14 protein-coding genes are annotated in these 15,870 nt (G+C 67.9%); all 14 read left to right on the top strand.

Going from position 1 to position 15,870, the window contains the following annotated elements; translation table 11 throughout:
* The first annotated feature begins 3 nt into the window (after positions 1–3).
* From AC1DYU_RS23430 to AC1DYU_RS23495, 14 genes are read left to right on the top strand one after another with little or no spacing between them, the layout of a single operon-like run.
* Positions 4–1,092, top strand: coding sequence for a branched-chain amino acid ABC transporter permease (locus AC1DYU_RS23430; RefSeq protein ID WP_158486425.1), 1,089 nt, complete (start codon positions 4–6; stop codon positions 1,090–1,092).
* Complete coding sequence (locus AC1DYU_RS23435; RefSeq protein WP_476793743.1) at positions 1,089–1,877, top strand: ABC transporter ATP-binding protein; 789 nt, start codon at positions 1,089–1,091, stop codon at positions 1,875–1,877. Before AC1DYU_RS23430 ends, AC1DYU_RS23435 begins: the two co-directional genes overlap by 4 nt.
* Positions 1,870–4,113: a Tm-1-like ATP-binding domain-containing protein gene (locus AC1DYU_RS23440; RefSeq protein WP_476793744.1), complete on the top strand. Its 2,244-nt coding sequence runs from the start codon at positions 1,870–1,872 to the stop codon at positions 4,111–4,113. The genes AC1DYU_RS23435 and AC1DYU_RS23440 overlap by 8 nt, the downstream gene beginning before the upstream one ends.
* A gap of 8 nt (positions 4,114–4,121) precedes the next feature.
* Complete coding sequence (locus AC1DYU_RS23445) at positions 4,122–5,009, top strand: phosphoenolpyruvate hydrolase family protein (RefSeq protein ID WP_158486422.1); 888 nt, start codon at positions 4,122–4,124, stop codon at positions 5,007–5,009.
* A gap of 28 nt (positions 5,010–5,037) precedes the next feature.
* Positions 5,038–7,950 carry a flotillin family protein gene (locus AC1DYU_RS23450; RefSeq protein ID WP_476793745.1) on the top strand — a complete coding sequence of 971 codons (2,913 nt, stop codon included), beginning with the start codon at positions 5,038–5,040 and terminating at the stop codon, positions 7,948–7,950.
* Between the two features lie 11 nt (positions 7,951–7,961).
* On the top strand, positions 7,962–8,399 hold the full coding sequence (locus AC1DYU_RS23455) for an SRPBCC family protein (RefSeq protein ID WP_158487607.1): 438 nt from the start codon (positions 7,962–7,964) through the stop codon (positions 8,397–8,399).
* Between the two features lie 5 nt (positions 8,400–8,404).
* Positions 8,405–8,851, top strand: a complete 447-nt coding sequence (locus AC1DYU_RS23460; protein WP_158487606.1) for an SRPBCC family protein — start codon at positions 8,405–8,407, stop codon at positions 8,849–8,851.
* A 1-nt stretch (position 8,852) separates the two neighbouring features.
* A complete protein-coding gene (locus AC1DYU_RS23465; RefSeq protein WP_158487605.1) occupies positions 8,853–9,674 on the top strand; it encodes an FAD binding domain-containing protein in 822 nt (273 codons plus the stop codon).
* Between the two features lie 12 nt (positions 9,675–9,686).
* Positions 9,687–10,169, top strand: a complete 483-nt coding sequence (locus tag AC1DYU_RS23470; RefSeq protein ID WP_476793746.1) for a (2Fe-2S)-binding protein — start codon at positions 9,687–9,689, stop codon at positions 10,167–10,169.
* Positions 10,170–10,179: 10 nt separating this feature from the next.
* On the top strand, positions 10,180–11,934 hold the full coding sequence (locus AC1DYU_RS23475; RefSeq protein WP_476793747.1) for a xanthine dehydrogenase family protein molybdopterin-binding subunit: 1,755 nt from the start codon (positions 10,180–10,182) through the stop codon (positions 11,932–11,934).
* A 1-nt stretch (position 11,935) separates the two neighbouring features.
* Positions 11,936–12,979 (top strand): molybdopterin cofactor-binding domain-containing protein, encoded by a 1,044-nt coding sequence (locus AC1DYU_RS23480; RefSeq protein WP_158486783.1) that lies wholly within the window; start codon positions 11,936–11,938, stop codon positions 12,977–12,979.
* Between the two features lie 4 nt (positions 12,980–12,983).
* Entirely contained in the window at positions 12,984–13,868 is an 885-nt protein-coding gene (locus tag AC1DYU_RS23485) for an AAA family ATPase (RefSeq protein WP_476793748.1), read from the top strand.
* On the top strand, positions 13,868–14,977 hold the full coding sequence (locus tag AC1DYU_RS23490; protein WP_476793749.1) for a vWA domain-containing protein: 1,110 nt from the start codon (positions 13,868–13,870) through the stop codon (positions 14,975–14,977). The genes AC1DYU_RS23485 and AC1DYU_RS23490 overlap by 1 nt, the downstream gene beginning before the upstream one ends.
* Complete coding sequence (locus AC1DYU_RS23495) at positions 14,974–15,858, top strand: amidohydrolase family protein (RefSeq protein ID WP_476793750.1); 885 nt, start codon at positions 14,974–14,976, stop codon at positions 15,856–15,858. The genes AC1DYU_RS23490 and AC1DYU_RS23495 overlap by 4 nt, the downstream gene beginning before the upstream one ends.
* Positions 15,859–15,870: the final 12 nt, after the last annotated feature.

The raw sequence follows: 15,870 nt of genomic DNA on the forward strand, positions 1-15,870 counted from the left end.
GCGATGGCGGTGATCGACACCCGCACCACCGGTGAGCGCGTTCCGGCCAGCGAAGGCCTCGCCGACTGGGTCGCGCGGCGCGGCGTCGCCTTCTGGATCGTCTCCACTCTGCTGCTGGTGATGCCGCTGCTGGCGAGCCCGTTCTGGCTGGGCCAGATCTTCGCCTATTCGATGATCCTGGGACTGATCGCGCTGAGCCTGATGTTCCTTGCCGGTTATGGCGGTGTCGTCAGCCTCGTGCAGATGACCGTGGCGGCGCTCGCCGGCTACCTCGTCGCCATCCTCGGCGACAGCGCCATCACGCAGATCAGCCTGAAGTGGCCATGGTGGGCCGTGGTGCCGGTCGCAGTCTTCATCGCGGCGGCGTTCGGCACGCTGAGCGGGGCTCTCTCGGTCAGGACCGAGGGCATCTACACCATCATGATCACGCTCGCGATCGCCTCGGCATTCTATTACCTGACGCTGCAGAACTACTCGATCTTCAATGGGTTTAGCGGCTTTAACGGAATCGTTCCGCCGGTCTTCCTTGGCATCGACTGGGGCGGCACGGTGGCGTTCTACTATCTTTGCCTGGGCTGCGCCGCGCTCGCCTATGGCGTGGTGATCTATGTCTCGCGCGCACCCTTCGGCCTCGCTCTGCAGGGCACCCGCGACAATCCAAGACGCATGGCCGCGCTCGGCTTCGATGTCGTCGCCCACCGCGTCGCAGCCTATGCCTTCGCCTCTGTGATCGCCGGCTTCGCAGGTGTGCTGCTGGTCTGGTTCCAGCGGCAAATCTCTCCCGGGACGGCTGGCGTCGGACCGGTTGTCGACATGCTGATCATCGCGGTGGTCGGCGGCTTGAGCCGGCCGATCGGCCCGTTCATCGGCGCGCTGATCTATGTGCTGCTGCGCACCTTCTCGCTGGATGTGCTCGAAGGGCTCGGCCTCGACGGCAAGCGCTACCAGCTTGTGATCGGGCTCGGCTTCCTGATCATCGTGCTGTTCTCGCCGAACGGGCTCATCGGCATCTGGGAACGCCTGCGCGAGCGTTATCGGCGCAACAGCGACGCGCGCGCTTCGGCGATGCGCGTCGGCGGAGGCGCGCCATGAGCGCCGTGCCGCAGCGCGAACCGATGAACGCGGCCGGCTCCGCCAATGCGCTGGAGCTGCGCGGCGTATCGCGGCTGTTCGGTGCCCTGGCGGCGCTGTCGGACGTCACCCTCTCGGTCCGGCCGGGCGAGCGTCGCGCCGTGCTCGGCTCCAACGGGGCCGGCAAGACCACGCTGTTCAACTGCATCACCGGCGATTTCGGTCCGAGTTCCGGCGTGATCCGCTTCTTCGGCGAGGATGTCACCGCATTCCCGCCGCAGGAGCGCATCCGCCGTGGCCTGCGCCGGACCTACCAGATCTCATCGCTCTTCGCGGGGCTCTCGGTGATCGACAATGTCTATCTCGCCTGCCGCGGCGTCTCCCGAAACCGCTTCTCGCTGCTGCGCCCCCGCCGCGACGATGCGCTGACCTATGCCGCCGAGAGCCTGGTCGATGCCGTCCACCTGACGGCGGTCAAGGATCGGCTCGTCGGCGAACTCGCCTATGGCCAGCAGCGCCAGCTCGAAATCGCCCTGGCGCTCTCGGGGGCGCCGCGCTTCATCCTGTTCGACGAGCCGGCCGCGGGGTTGTCGCCGACCGAGCGGCGCGACCTCGTCCATATCCTCACCGGGCTGCCGGGCCATATCGGCTACATCATCATCGAGCACGACATGGACGTGGCGCTGCGCGTCGTCGAGAGCGTGACGATGATGCACAATGGCCGCATCTTCAAGGAAGGCCGGCCCGAGGAGATCGAATCCGATCCCGAGGTGCAGGAACTCTACCTCGGGGGTGGCCATGGCTGAGCGGCTGAAAGCGCCGGCCGGCGCGGGCGTCCCGATCCTCCAGGTTGCCGGGCTCAACGTCTTTTACGGCCGCTCGCATGCGCTGCAGGGCGTCGACCTGACGCTGCAGCACGGCGTGCTCTCGGTGGTCGGTCGCAACGGCATGGGCAAGACGACGCTGTGCAAGGCGATCATGGGGCTGGTGCCGATCAGCTCCGGCTCGATCCGCTTCTTCGGCGAGGAGATCGCCGGGCGCGGGCCGGCCGAGGTGGCGCGGCTGGGCGTCGGCTATGTCCCGCAGGGCCGCAGGCTCTGGCGCTCGCTGACGGTCGACGAGCATCTGCGCGTGATGCAGCGCGGCAAGCGCGGAGCCTGGACGATCGAGCGCATCTACGAGGTCTTTCCGCGCCTGGCGGAACGCCGCAACAATGGTGGGGCGCAGCTGTCGGGCGGCGAGCAGCAGATGCTGGCGATTGGCCGGGCGCTCCTGATGAATCCGCGCCTCCTGCTCATGGATGAGCCGACCGAGGGCCTCGCGCCTGTCATCGTCGCCCATGTCGAGGAGATGCTGATCAGGCTCGCCGAGGCGGGCGACGTCGCGATCCTGGTCATCGAGCAGAATATCGGTGTCGCGACGCAGATGTCCGACCCGGTCGCGATCATGGTCAACGGCCGGGTCAACCGCATCATCGCATCCGCGACGCTCGCCGGAGACCGCGAGCTGCAGCAGCGCCTGCTCGGGGTCGGACGCCACGGTCATGACGAGACCGACGGCGCGCTTGAGGCCCCGGCCGGAACCGCCCCGGCAAACGCGCCATCCGCCGCGCCCGCCGGACCGACGAAGGTCTACATCGCCAACCCGGTGCAACCGACGCGCTGGTCGCAGCCCGTGCCGGCGGCGAAGATCGAGGCGCAGGCCCGCACCATCTCGCGCCCGACGCTGGCGACACGCGATGGCCGGCCCGTCGGCGAGGTGCGCCCGCTCGCGGCGGCCGCGGCCGGGGAGCCCTATGTCGTCATCGCCGGTACGCTCGACACCAAGGGCGAGGAACTGCGCTTCATCCGCGACCTGATCCGCGCCGACGGCCTGCGCACGCGGCTTGTCGATCTTTCGACCTCAGGCCGCAGCGTCGGCGGTGACGTCACGCCGCAGGCTGTCGCGCTTGCCCATCCGCGGGGCTCCGCCGGCATCTCGTCGGGCGATCGGGGCACGGCGGTGGCGGCGATGACCGAGGCGTTCCAGGCCTGGCTGCCGAAGCAGGAAGGCCTGCTCGGGATCATCTCGGCCGGCGGCTCCGGTGCGACGGCGATGGTCACGCCCGCGATGCAGGCGCTGCCCGTCGGCCTGCCCAAGGTGATGATCTCGACCATGGCCTCAGGCGATGTGCGCGCCTATGTCGGCGCCTCCGACATCACCATGATGCACTCCGTCACCGACGTGCAGGGCCTGAACCGCGTCTCGCGCCTCGTGCTGGGGAACGGTGCGCGCGCCATCGCCGCCATGGCCAGGGCGCGGCTTGCCGAACTTCGTACCGCAGCACCGCAGCGGCGTGCCGAAGCTGCACAGAAGCCGCTGGTTGGAATGACCATGTTCGGCGTCACCACGCCTTGCGTCCAGCACGTCTCGAAGCTTGTCGCGGCCGAATGGGAGCCGCTGGTCTTCCACGCCACCGGCACGGGCGGGCAGGCGATGGAGAAGCTGATCGATTCCGGCCTGCTCGGGGCCGTGATCGACGTTTCCACCACCGAGATCTGCGACATGATGATGGGCGGCTTCCTGCCGGCGACGGAGGACCGATTTGGTGCGGTGATCCGGACGCGCATCCCCTATGTCGGCTCGGTCGGCGCACTCGACATGGTCAATTTCTTCGCGCCGGACACGGTGCCGGAGCGCTATCGGACCCGCACGCTCTATCCGCACAACCCGCAAATCACGCTGATGCGCACCACGGCGGAGGAGAACTCCCGCATGGGCCGCTGGATCGGCGAGCGCTTGAACCAGATGGAAGGCCCGGTGCGCTTCCTGATCCCGGAACTCGGCATTTCCGCGCTCGATGCGCCTGGACAGCCCTTCCACGATCCGATGGCCGACGCGGCGCTGTTCCAGGCGCTGGAGCAGACGGTGCGCCCGAGCCCCAACCGGCAGCTCGTCCGATTGCCCCACCACATCAACGACCCTGCCTTCGCGGCCGCGCTCGTACAGCACTTCAAGGCGCTGCACGCCGGGCGCCGGCGCGAACGGGCAGTGCAGAGATGATCGCCGCCATGACACGCTTCGACAAGAAGACCCTGCTCAAGCGCTTCCGCGCGATGGTCGCTGCCGGCGAGCCGATCGTCGGCGGCGGCGCCGGCACGGGGCTCTCGGCCAAATGCGAGGAGGCCGGCGGCATCGATCTTATCGTGATCTACAATTCGGGCCGCTACCGCATGGCAGGCCGTGGCTCGCTATCGGGAATGATGCCCTATGGCGATGCCAACGCGATCGTCATGGAGATGGCGGGCGAGGTGCTGCCGGTGGTCAAGACCACGCCTGTGGTCGCCGGCATCTGCGGCACGGATCCGTTCCGCAGCATGGATGTCTTCCTCGACGAGGTCAGGCGCGTCGGCTTTTCCGGCGTGCAGAACTTTCCGACCGTCGGGCTGATCGACGGTGTCTTTCGCAGGAATCTCGAAGAGACCGGCATGGGCTACGGGCTCGAGGTCGAGATGATCGCGCTCGCCAACGCGAAGGGTCTCCTGACCACGCCTTACGTCTTCTGCGAGGACGATGCGCGGGCCATGGCGAAGGCGGGCGCCGACATCATCGTCTGCCATCTCGGCCTCACCACCGGCGGCGCGATCGGCGCGGAAACCGCCCTCACGCTCGCCGATTGCCCGGCGCTGGTCGATCGCTGGGCGGCGGCGGCTCTCAAGGTGAAGAAGGACGCGTTCATCCTCGTCCATGGCGGGCCCGTCGCGGAGCCGGCCGATGCCGACTTCATCATGAAGAACACCAAGCACTGCCACGGCTTCTATGGCGCGTCCTCGATGGAGCGCCTGCCGGTCGAGGTTGCGATCCGCGACCAGACGCGCGCCTTCAAGCGCATCGGCCGTGGCAAGGCCGCTCACGACGCAAACAAGAGACCGGCGCCAAAAGCCGGCAAAACGAAGTGACCCGGGTTTCGGGCGGGAGGATGAAGACATGACGGGACAGCTGATCGGATCGCTGATCCTCTGGCTGATCGTGGCGGTGATCATCATCGCCATCGTCGTCTATCTGGTGAACTGGCTCTATCGGCGCTCGTCGAAGGAGGTCTCCTTCGTGCGCACGGGCCTGTTCGGGGAAAGGGTGGTGATCAATGGCGGCGCCTTCGTGCTGCCGATCATTCACGACGTCACGCCCGTCAACATGAACGTGCTGCAGCTCGCCGTGACGCGCGCCAGCAACGATGCGCTGATCACGCGCGACCGGATGCGCGTCGATATCGACGCGGAGTTTTACGTCAGGGTGAAGCCGGAACGCGACTCGGTCGCCGTCGCGGCCGCCACGCTCGGCCGGCGCACGCTGCAGCCCGACCAGCTCAATGCGCTGCTCTCCGGCAAGTTCATCTCGGCGCTGCGCACCGTGGCGTCCGAGATGACGATGGAGGAGATGCACGAGAAGCGTGGTGCCTATGTCCAGCGGGTCAAGGATGCGGCTGCCGAAGCGCTCGCCCAGAACGGCCTCGTGCTGGAATCGGTCGCGTTGACCGACCTCGACCAGACCGACCTGCAATATTTCAATCCGTCCAACCGGTTCGACGCCGAAGGTCTGACCCGCATCATCGAGGAGATCGAGGACAAGCGGAAGCAGCGCAACGACATCGAGCAGGATGCGATGATCCGCATCCGCACCCGCAACCTCGAAGCCGAGCGCCAGGCGCTCGATATCGAGCGCGAGAGCGAAGGCGCGCGGCTCGAACAGCAGCGCGAGATCGAGATCAAGCGCGCCGTGCAGCGCGCCGAGATTGCTCGCGAGCGCGCTGCCCGCGACACGGAGGCCGAGCAGGCGCAGATCCTGTCGCGCGAGGAGATCGAGAAATTCCGCATCGCCAATGAGCGCGCGATCAGCGAGGCCCGTATCGCGTCCGACCGCGACATCCGCCAGCAAGAGATCGCCCGCACGCTCGCGGTCGAGGAGGCCGAAATCGTCGCCCACGAAAGAGTCGAGAAGGCGCGCATCACGAACGAGCAGGCGATCAACGTCGCTCGCATCGCGTCCGACCGCGACATCCGCCAGAAGGAAATCGAGCGCACCAAGGTGCTGGAAGCGGCCGAGATCGCAGCGCGCGAGGCCACGGAAAGAGCCCGCATCGTCCAGGAGAGTGCGATCAACGCCGAGCGCATCGCCCGCGAGCAGGAGGTCCGCTACCGCGAGATCGAGCGGACCCGCGTCCTGGAGCAGGAGGATATTGCCGCCCGCGAGACAGTCGAATCCGCCCGTATCGGGCAGGAGGAGCGTGTCCGCGCCCTGCAGATCGCGCGCAACCGGGCACTCGACGAAGCCGAGATCGCTGCTCGCGAAGCCATCGAGAAGGCGCGGATCGCGCAGGAGAACGCGATCGCCGCCGACCGCATCGCGCTCGACCAGCGGACGCGGCTGCTGGAGATCGCGCGCACGGAAAAGGTCGAAGCCGCCGAAATCGCTGCCCGCGAGGCAACCGAGACGGCACGCATCACCCAGGAGCAGACGATTTCGAGCGCGCGCATCCGCCGCGACGAGGATCTGCGCGGCCTCGAGATCGCCCGCGACCAGGCGATCGAAACCGCCGAGATCGCGGCACGCGAGGCGACCGAGGCCGCCAGGATCGCGCAGGAGCGGATCAACGCGGCCGAACGCATCGCCGCGGAACTCGCGACGAAGGAGCTGGAGATCCAGCGTGCGGCCGAACTCGACACCGCCGAACTCAAGCGCCGCGACACCGTCGAGCGGCAGCGCATCACGACCGAGCTGAAGCTCGATCAGGAGCGCATCAGCTCGACCAAGACCCGCGAAATTGCCCAGATTGCCCAGAAAGAGGCGATCGAGATCGCGGAAGAGCAGCGCGCCATCGTGCTCGCCGCCAAGAAGGTCGAGCGCACGGACGCCGACAAGACGCTGCGGCAGGCCGAGATCACGGCGCGCCAGCAGGTCGACACGGTCGACATCGCCCGCGAGCAGGCGCTGGAGGCGGCGCGCATCGAGCGCCGGCGCGCGCTGGAGCAGCTCGAGATCGGCCGAACGCAAGCGCTTCAGGAAGCGCAGATCGCCTCCAACGAGGAGGTCGAGCGCGCCCGCATCTCGTCGGACCGCGGTCTCGACGAGGCGAGGGTCGGCCGCCAGCGCGAGCTGCGCAAGCTCGAGATCGAGCGCGAGCGCGAGGTCGAGAGTGCGGCGATGGACAAGGCCATTGCCATCTACACCAAGTCGCTGGAGCAATCGGCGGCGCATGCCAGTGCGGAGATCGCACGCGGCAAGGCGGTCGAGGCCGAGGAGAAGGTCCAGACCATTCGCGAGAGCGAGGGCGCGCAACGGCGCAAGACCGTCGAAATCCTGCTCGCGGAGAAGGCGGCCCAGGAAACGCGGATCGCTGCGGAGGCCGAAAAGGTCCGCCGCACCGTCGAGGCCGAGGCGCAGAAGTTGCTCTACGAGGCCGAGAACGTTCTCAGCGACGGCTCCCGCTATGGCCTCTTCCGCCGCCGCTTGCTCGACAAGATCGAGGGGATCGTGCGCGAGAGCGTCAAGCCGCTGGAGAAGATCGAGGGCATCCGCATCCTGCATGTCGACGGCTTGGCTGGGGGAGGCGGCTCGTCGGGGGCGGGCGGGGCGGCACGCTCGCCGACGGACGAGGTCATCGAATCGGCGCTGCGCTACCGCGTGCAGGCTCCGATGATCGACCAGGTGTTGAAGGAGATCGGCATCGAGGGCGGAAATCTCGCCAAGATGGGCGGCCTGATGCGCGAGGCCTCCGACATGCAGCGCGTCGCCAAGGACGCGCAGGCCTCAAAGCCACGCGAAGGCGGTGAAGCAGCCGAGGCAGCCGCCCCTCCCGGGGCAGGGCCCGGCGGGGGCTCCCGCTCCCGCAAGAAGTCGTGAGGCGCTGATCGATGGCCCGCGTCTACGTCTCCAGCGTCATCGCCGCACCGGCCGCCCGGGTCTGGGCCCGGGTCCGCGACTTCAACGGCCTGCCGAACTGGCATCCCCGGATCGCCGAAAGCCGCATCGAGAACGGCGAGCCGTCCGACAAGGTCGGCTGCATCCGTGCCTTCTCGCTGCGCAGCGGCGACCGGTTGCGCGAGCAGCTTCTCGGCCTCTCGGACTACGACATGTTCTGCACCTATTCGATCCTGGAATCGCCGATGCCGCTGACGAACTATGTCGCGACGCTCAGGCTGACGCCGATCACCGACCAGGACCGGACGTTTGCGGAATGGTCGGCGGATTTCGACTGCGCGCCCGAACTTGAGGCCGAGCTCGTCGCGGGCATCGGCGGCAACGTCTTTCAGGGCGGTTTCGACGCGCTGAAGCGCGCTTTCGGAGGCTAGGGGCCATGCCGCATGTCGTCCGCAGCACGATCATCGATGCGCCGGTCGATCGGCTCTGGTCGGTTCTGCGCGACTTCAACGGCCACGACCGCTGGCACCCGATCGTGGCGAAAAGCGAGATCGAACGCGGCCATCCGTCCGATCGCGTCGGCTGCGTGCGCCGCTTCACGCTGCAGGATGGCAGCGAATTGCGCGAGCAACTGCTAACGCTGTCGGATCTGGAGATGACCTTCAGCTACTGCCTGCTCGACACGCCCATACCGCTGTTCAACTACGTCGCCCATGTCCGGCTGCTGCCCGTGACCGATGGCAATCGCAGTTTCTGGCACTGGGAAAGCCGGTTCACCACGCCGTTGGGGCGCGAGGCGGAACTGGCCCGGATCGTCGGTGACGAGGTCTACACCAACGGTATCGAAGCGGTGCGGGATCTGCTCGTGCGAGAGGACGCCTGACATGCTCGATGTGAGAAGCTGCGCCAGCCTGTCCGAAGCCGCCGGCATTCTCTCCGGAGACCGGCAGGCCCACCTTATCGGCGGTGGAACGCTCGTCATGCGCGAGGTCAACGAGGGCAGGCTGACGAGCGGCACCCTGGTGCGCGTGACCGACCCCGCCTTCCGCCAGATGAGCGCCGGCGGCGCGCGCATCGAAATCGGCGCGGGTGTGACCATGGCGATGGTGCTGGCCAACCGCGACCTCGCTTTCCTCCATCCGGCGGCGCGCGCCATCGGCGGCCCGGCCGTCAGAACGATGGCCACCGTCGGCGGCAATCTCTTCGCCCAAACCCCCTATGGCGATTTCACGGTCGCTCTGCTGGCGCTCGACGCGCAGATCGTGGTGCAGGCGGGCTACAGTTCCGGGCGCGGCATCCCGATCGAGGAGTTCCTCGCCGCGCGCGAGCGTGGCGGGCAGGGCTTGGTCACGGCTGTGCAGTTCGCCCGTCCTCAGAACGCCGGCGACTTCCGCTTCCGAAAGATCAGCCGGGTCAAGCCGAAGGGCATTTCGCTGATGTCGATCGCAGCCCTCCTGCCGGCGGCCGGCGGCCGGATATCGCAGCCGCGCATCGCCTATGGCGCCATGGCGCCGACGCCGGTCAGGGCGCGCGGCGTCGAGCGCGCGCTGGAGGGCAAGACGCTGGATGCAGGCGCGATCCATGCCGCGAGGCAGGCGGCGCTGGAAGGCTGCAGGCCTGCGACCGACGCGATCGCCAGCGAGTGGTATCGCCGCGAGGTGCTGCCCGTCCATCTCGGCCGGCTCCTCGCCGGCGAAGAGCGCTGAGGAGCGACGCACATGGCCAAGGTTCCGGTCCAGTTCAGGCTCAACGGTTCAGACCGCGCGGCTTTCGTGGATGCGCCCGAAACGCTGCTCGAGACCTTGCGGCGCGGTCTCGGCGATTTCGCTCCGAAGTATGGCTGCGGGCAGGGCGCCTGCGGTGTCTGCACCGTGCTGGTCGATGGCGAACCGCAGCTCTCCTGCCTGACGCTGTCGATCTCCTGCGAGGGCCGTCAGATCGAGACGGCGTCAGGCATGGCGAACGGGCCGGAGCTGCATCCGCTCCAGGCTGCCTTCATGGACCATTTTGCCGCCCAGTGCGGCTTCTGCACGCCGGGCATGCTGACCGTCGCCAGGGCTCTGCTGAGCAGGAACCCGAACCCGACCCGCGACGAGGTCGTTGAGGCGATCAGCGGCAATATCTGCCGTTGCACCGGCTACGAACCGATCATCGCCGCGATCCTGACCGCTGCTGGCTCGCCAGCGGCGCGACGCGCCTGAGGAGCCAGCCATGCTTGAAATGCGCAAGGACCTCTTCGCCGACGAGCGCGATGACAATCTCAACGTCATCGGTAAGGGCCTGCAGCGTCAGGACATGCCTGGCCATGTCACGGGCCGGACGAAGTTCTTCGATGATCACGCCTTCGACGGCATGCTGCATCTGAAGGCGGTTCGCAGTCCGCACGCCCATGCCCGCATCCGCTCGATCGACGTATCGGCCGCCGAGCGCGCTCCGGGTGTGAAGCGCGTGCTGCGCGCCGGCGACGTGCCGGTGAACAAGAACACGCTGCTCAGCCTGATCAACTTCGGAAAGGACGACGAGCCCTCGCTTGCCGTCGACAAGGTCCGCTACAAGGGCGAGCCGGTGGTCGCGATCATCGCCGAGAGCGAGGCGGCGGCGCTTGCCGCGCGCCAGCTCGTGCGCATCGACTACGAGCCCATCCCGGCGGTCTTCGATGTCGAGGAGGCGCTGAAGCCCGGCGCGCCGGTGGTCAACGACACCTATCCCGGGAATTACTTCGAATATCACCAGCGCTTCGACCACCAGAAGCTGCGCTTCGGCGATGTCGAGCGGGCCTTCGCCCAGGCCGACCACATCGTCGAAGCCCGCTACCAGATGTCGCCGATCGAGCATGCGCCGACGGAAACCAACGGCTCGATCGCAGCCCCCGAGCAGAACGGCCGCTATGTCGTGCATTCCTGCGCCCAGGGCCTGTTCTTCGCCCTCGGCACGGCCGCCAAGATCGTCGATCTCGAATCCAACCGGCTGCATTTCATCGGCGGCACGGTCGGCGGCGGCTTCGGCGGCAAGGTCGATGCATTGACCGAGCCGCTGGCCGTCCTCGGTGCCATGCTGACCGGGAAGCCGGTGCGCTTCGTGCTCGATCGCGAGGAGGAGATGCTCTACGGCTCGCCGCGCGGCGCCGAGCGCATCTACATCAAGGATGGGCTGATGCGGGACGGGCGCATCGTTGCCCGTTACGTCCGCAGCTATTTCGACGCTGGCGCCTATACGCGGCTTTCGAGCTACGCCGCGATCAAATGCACGGCCCATCTGCCGGGGCCGTACTGGATCCCGAACGTCGCCTCCGACGTCCATGTCGCCTACACCAATCGCTGCCCCTCGACCGCGATGCGCGGCTTCGGCATCACCGCCGTCGATTTCGCGCTGGAGGTCCAGATGGACCGCCTGGCGGAGGCGGCGAACATCGATCCGATGACGTTCCGCATCCTCAACGCCTATCGCGACGGGGACATGAAGCCACATCGTCGCGTCGCCAAGAACACGGCGTTGATCGAATGCGTCCAGGTCGCGGCCGAGAAGGCGAACTGGCCGCTGCCCGACGAAGCGAAGCGGCAATCCTCGCTGGTCGGCGGCGGCACAGGCGAGCGGGCACAGATTCCGGCGACGATGCTGGACCAGCGCGGCCAGATCGGCCGGCCGGATACACGCAACGGGCCAGCCGGCGAAATCCTGCCTGCGGGGACGGCGCGGATTCCGCTCAGCAAGCAGCCGATCATGGACGGTGAGCGCGACGGCCGTCCCGCGCCGACGCAGGTTCCGCGCTACGAGCCCGCCCGGCCGGTCGCATCCGCCATACCGGCCCCTCCGCTGCCACCGCATTATCAGCCGCCGGGCATCCCGCCCGGCTATCCGCCCCCGCCCATGGCGGCACCGCCACCGCCACCCCCACCGCAGCCGCCGGCGCAAACGTCACATGGGGCAGTGCGGTTCTCGTCGGTCTTCGGTACGAGGAGGCGCTGAGATGGCCCGTCATGAAGGCAGGGGCATGGCCTCGGTGAATTATCCGATCGGCATGAATCTTGGCGGCGATCCGAGCCAGGCGCTGATCCATTCCAACCCCGATGGCAAGTTCACGGTCGCGCTCTCGGCGATCGATCTGGGCCAGGGCATGAAGCAGGTCTCGCGGCAGATCGCGGCCGAGACGCTGGGCGTGCCGATCGAGGACGTCCATGTCGATACCGCCGACAGCGACACCGGCCCGCACGACATGGGCTCCTTCGCGTCGCGCGGCACGCATCGCATGGGCAACGCCATCATCGTCGCCGCCCGGGAGGCGCGCGGCGTGCTGCTGGAGGCCGCTGCCGAGGAACTCGAGGTCAACGCCGCCGACCTCGTCACCGACGGGCGCGGCAACATCCATGTTCGCGGTGCGCCCTCGAAGACGATCACCGTGAAGGCCACCGCGCAGGCGGCGCAGTTCAAGCAGGGCAAGACCATCGCAGGGCGCGGCATCTTCCTGATCCCGCTCTCGGCGGTCGACGCCGAGACCGGTGAAATGAACCCCAATACGGCCTTCGCCCATGCCTGCCTGGTCGCCGACGTCTCCGTCGACGACGAGACCGGCGAGGTCGAGGTCCAGAGGATGACCAGCGCCTATGAGCTCGGCCGGGTGATCAATCCGCGCATGGTCGAGCAACAGCTCGTCGGCGGGGCATGGATGGGCATGAGCCACGCGCTCTACGAGACGCCCGAGCCCTATTATCCCAACCCCGAGCACGGGCCGCGCGACTTCAACGAATATCTGATGCCGGGGCCGGGCGACATCGCGCCCTATCACGTCACGGTGCTGGAGCGGCCGGCGCCGGATGGGCCGTTCGGCGGCAAGGGGCCCGGCGAGATGTGCGCCAATCCGGTGCTGCCGGCGATCGCCAACGCCGTCTACAACGCCATTGGCGTGCGCGTAGACGAATTGCCGATCACGCCCGAGAAGATCCTGCGCGGCATCAAGGCCAATGGCGGCGTCAAGCCGCAGGCCCGCCGTGGCGGCCCGGTGAACTGGCGGTGACGGCATGGCGCTGAGAACCACCGTTGCCGGCATATCGAGCCCCGAAGCGCTGGCCGAAGTGCTGCGCGCGGCGATGTATCTCGCCGATGACGGTATCGCGACCGCCGGCTATCTCGCGCTCGCGCTCGGCAAGCCGCTGCTGCTGGAGGGCGCGCCGGGCGTCGGCAAGACGGAGGCTGCCAAGGCGCTCGCCGGCATCCTCGGCCGGCAGCTCATCCGGCTGCAATGCTTCGAGGGCATCGATGCGTCCGGCGCGCTCTACGAATGGAACTATCCCCGCCAGATGCTGGCGATCCGGCAGGCCCGCGAAGGCGAGACGCCCGATATCTACCGCGATGACTTCCTGATCGAACGGCCGATGCTGGCGGCCCTGCGCCGGCCGGATTCCACCGTGCTGCTGATCGACGAGATCGACCGCTCCGACCATGAATTCGAGGCCTTCCTGCTCGAATTCCTGTCCGACTTCTCGATCTCGATTCCCGAACGCGGCACGTTGCGCGCGGCAGAACGGCCGGTCGTCGTGCTGACCTCGAACCGCACCCGGGAGTTGCACGAGGCGCTGCGCCGCCGCTGCGTCTACCACTACATCGCCTATCCCGAGGCTGAGCGCGAAGCGCAGATCATCATGCTGCGCTCCTCCGCCGTGGCCGAGGGCACTGCGCGCGCCGTCGTCCATGCCGTCGGACTGCTGCGGCAGGAGCCGCTCGCCAAGCCCCCCGGTGTCGCGGAGGCTGTCGACTGGGCCGAAGCCGCGACCGCACTGGCGCAGACCGGCGCAACCTGGCCCGAAGCCTTTCGTCGCTCGCTCGGCACCGCCATCAAGGACGAAGAGGACATGGCGCATCTGCGCCCGCGGCTGCCATTGTTCATTCCGGGGCTGGCGGCGTGATGGCGCCCGTTCCCGCCGCCACACGTGTCCTCCTGGCTTTTCCGGCCCTGCTCCGCGAGAACGGTTTTGCCGTGGCTCCGGAACAGACGACCTCCTTCCTGATGGCGGTCGAACTGCTGGGCCCGCGCAGCATCGAGCACGTCCGCAAGGCGGCACTTGCGACGTTCGCTCCCCATCCCGAGCAACGCCCACGTTTCGACGCCTTGTTCGACTTGCTCTTCCTTGGCGCCATCACTGAGCCGGGTGATGAGGACTTCGTGCCCGACGAGGAGATGTCGGTGCAGGAGGATGCCGGTTCGCGCGAGGTGTTGCTCGGCGAGGAGATCAACGAGACCGGGCAGGCGGCCACGGGCGCTGAAGCGCTGTCGGTGCGCCGCCTGCAGCCTCTCGATGACAACGAGGTGCTGCGCCGCTTTGCCAGAGCGCTGCCGGCGGCATTGCCGCGCCGGCGCGGCTATCGCCATCGCGGCGCGCGCCGTGGTCCGGTGGTCGATCTCGCCCGCAGTCTCCGGGACGCCATTCGCCATGACGGCGAGGTGATGAGCCTGAAGAAGCTGCGTCGCGTCACCCGGCCGCGCCCGATCCTGGTGCTGATCGATGTCTCCGGCTCGATGAAGCAGCGCAGCGACGCCAATCTGGCCTTGGCCCATGCCGTGATCCAGGCTGCGCCCCGCGCCGAGGCCTTCACCTTCGGAACGAGGCTGACGCGGGTAACGCGGGCGCTACGCCGCCGCCGGCGCGAGCAGGCGCTGATCGAGGCGTCCGGCCTCGTCGCCGACTGGGACGGCGGCACGCGGATCGGCGATGCGCTGCTGGCCTTCCTCGCCGTGCCGCGCTTTGCGGCTTATGCGCGCGGCGCGGTCGTCGTGGTGCTGTCCGACGGGCTGGAGCGCGGCGACCAGGCAGCACTCGTCTCGGCCGTGGCCCGGCTCGCGGCGCGGGCGCACCGCATCGACTGGCTGACGCCGCTGGCCGCCGATCCGGGCTATCGTCCCGAGACCGAGGCGCTGCGGCTGATCCTGCCCAACCTCGCCAGCCTCGCCAACGGCGCGAGTACGGCGCGGATCTGCGGGCACATCCTTTCACTCGGGGGCGCGCGAGCGGCATGACGGGCATCATCGATTCCCATTTCCACATCTGGCGGCAGGCGGATCTGCCCTGGCTGCTCGGCCCGATGCAGCCGCGCATCTTTGGACCCTATGAGCCGATCCGGCGCGACTATCCGATCGCGGAATATCTGGCTGATTGCCGGCCCGAGGGCATGACGCAGGCCGTCTATGTCCAGGCCAACTGGGCGCCGGAGCGTTATCTCGACGAGGTCGATTTCGTGTCGCAGGCCTCGGAGGAGAGCGGCTTTCCGATCGCGATCGTCGCCTATGCCGACCTGCTCGCTGGGGATGCCCGTCCCCAGCTCGACGCGCTTGCGCGCAATCCACGGATCCGTGGCGTGCGGATGCAACTGCACTGGCACGAAAACGCGCTCTACCGTTTCGCCAGCGCTCCCGATCTGGCGCGCGATCCGCGGCTGCAGGCCAATGTCGGCCACCTTGCCGACTACACTTTCAGCTTCGACCTCCAGGTCTTCGCAGGCCAGATGGCTGGAGCAGCCGAGCTTGCCGCTGCCTGTCCGAAGGTGACCTTTGTCCTCCAGCATGCCGGCATGCTGGAGGACCTTTCCCCCGAAGGCATGTCCGCCTGGCGTGATGGGATGGCGCTGCTGGCAACGCAGCCCAACATCGTCAGCAAGCTCTCGGGGCTCGGCACCTTCCTGCGCGCCAACGACAGCGATCATATCCGCCTCGTCGTCGCGCAGACGCTGGCGCTGTTCGGCGCGGAGCGCTGCCTGTTCGGCTCCAACTTTCCGATCGAGAAGCTCTGGACCTCCTATTCCGGGCTGATCGAAGCCCACCGCGCGGCGGTTCCCGCCGACGTCCACGATGCCATTTTCAGCGACACCGCAAGGCGGGTCTACCGCCTGCAAGACATCTGACGGAGGACCCCT

Source organism: Allobosea sp. P2_B12, assembly GCF_056404835.1.

Coding starts and splice junctions, on each gene's coding strand:
- AC1DYU_RS23465 (WP_158487605.1), top strand. CDS start 8,853: ATGCTCGATGTGAGAAGCTGCGCCAGCCTGTCCGAAGCCGCCGGCATT.
- AC1DYU_RS23445 (WP_158486422.1), top strand. CDS start 4,122: ATGACACGCTTCGACAAGAAGACCCTGCTCAAGCGCTTCCGCGCGATG.
- AC1DYU_RS23455 (WP_158487607.1), top strand. CDS start 7,962: ATGGCCCGCGTCTACGTCTCCAGCGTCATCGCCGCACCGGCCGCCCGG.
- AC1DYU_RS23475 (WP_476793747.1), top strand. CDS start 10,180: ATGCTTGAAATGCGCAAGGACCTCTTCGCCGACGAGCGCGATGACAAT.
- AC1DYU_RS23495 (WP_476793750.1), top strand. CDS start 14,974: ATGACGGGCATCATCGATTCCCATTTCCACATCTGGCGGCAGGCGGAT.
- AC1DYU_RS23460 (WP_158487606.1), top strand. CDS start 8,405: ATGCCGCATGTCGTCCGCAGCACGATCATCGATGCGCCGGTCGATCGG.
- AC1DYU_RS23440 (WP_476793744.1), top strand. CDS start 1,870: ATGGCTGAGCGGCTGAAAGCGCCGGCCGGCGCGGGCGTCCCGATCCTC.
- AC1DYU_RS23480 (WP_158486783.1), top strand. CDS start 11,936: ATGGCCCGTCATGAAGGCAGGGGCATGGCCTCGGTGAATTATCCGATC.
- AC1DYU_RS23490 (WP_476793749.1), top strand. CDS start 13,868: ATGGCGCCCGTTCCCGCCGCCACACGTGTCCTCCTGGCTTTTCCGGCC.
- AC1DYU_RS23435 (WP_476793743.1), top strand. CDS start 1,089: ATGAGCGCCGTGCCGCAGCGCGAACCGATGAACGCGGCCGGCTCCGCC.
- AC1DYU_RS23430 (WP_158486425.1), top strand. CDS start 4: ATGGCGGTGATCGACACCCGCACCACCGGTGAGCGCGTTCCGGCCAGC.
- AC1DYU_RS23485 (WP_476793748.1), top strand. CDS start 12,984: ATGGCGCTGAGAACCACCGTTGCCGGCATATCGAGCCCCGAAGCGCTG.
- AC1DYU_RS23470 (WP_476793746.1), top strand. CDS start 9,687: ATGGCCAAGGTTCCGGTCCAGTTCAGGCTCAACGGTTCAGACCGCGCG.
- AC1DYU_RS23450 (WP_476793745.1), top strand. CDS start 5,038: ATGACGGGACAGCTGATCGGATCGCTGATCCTCTGGCTGATCGTGGCG.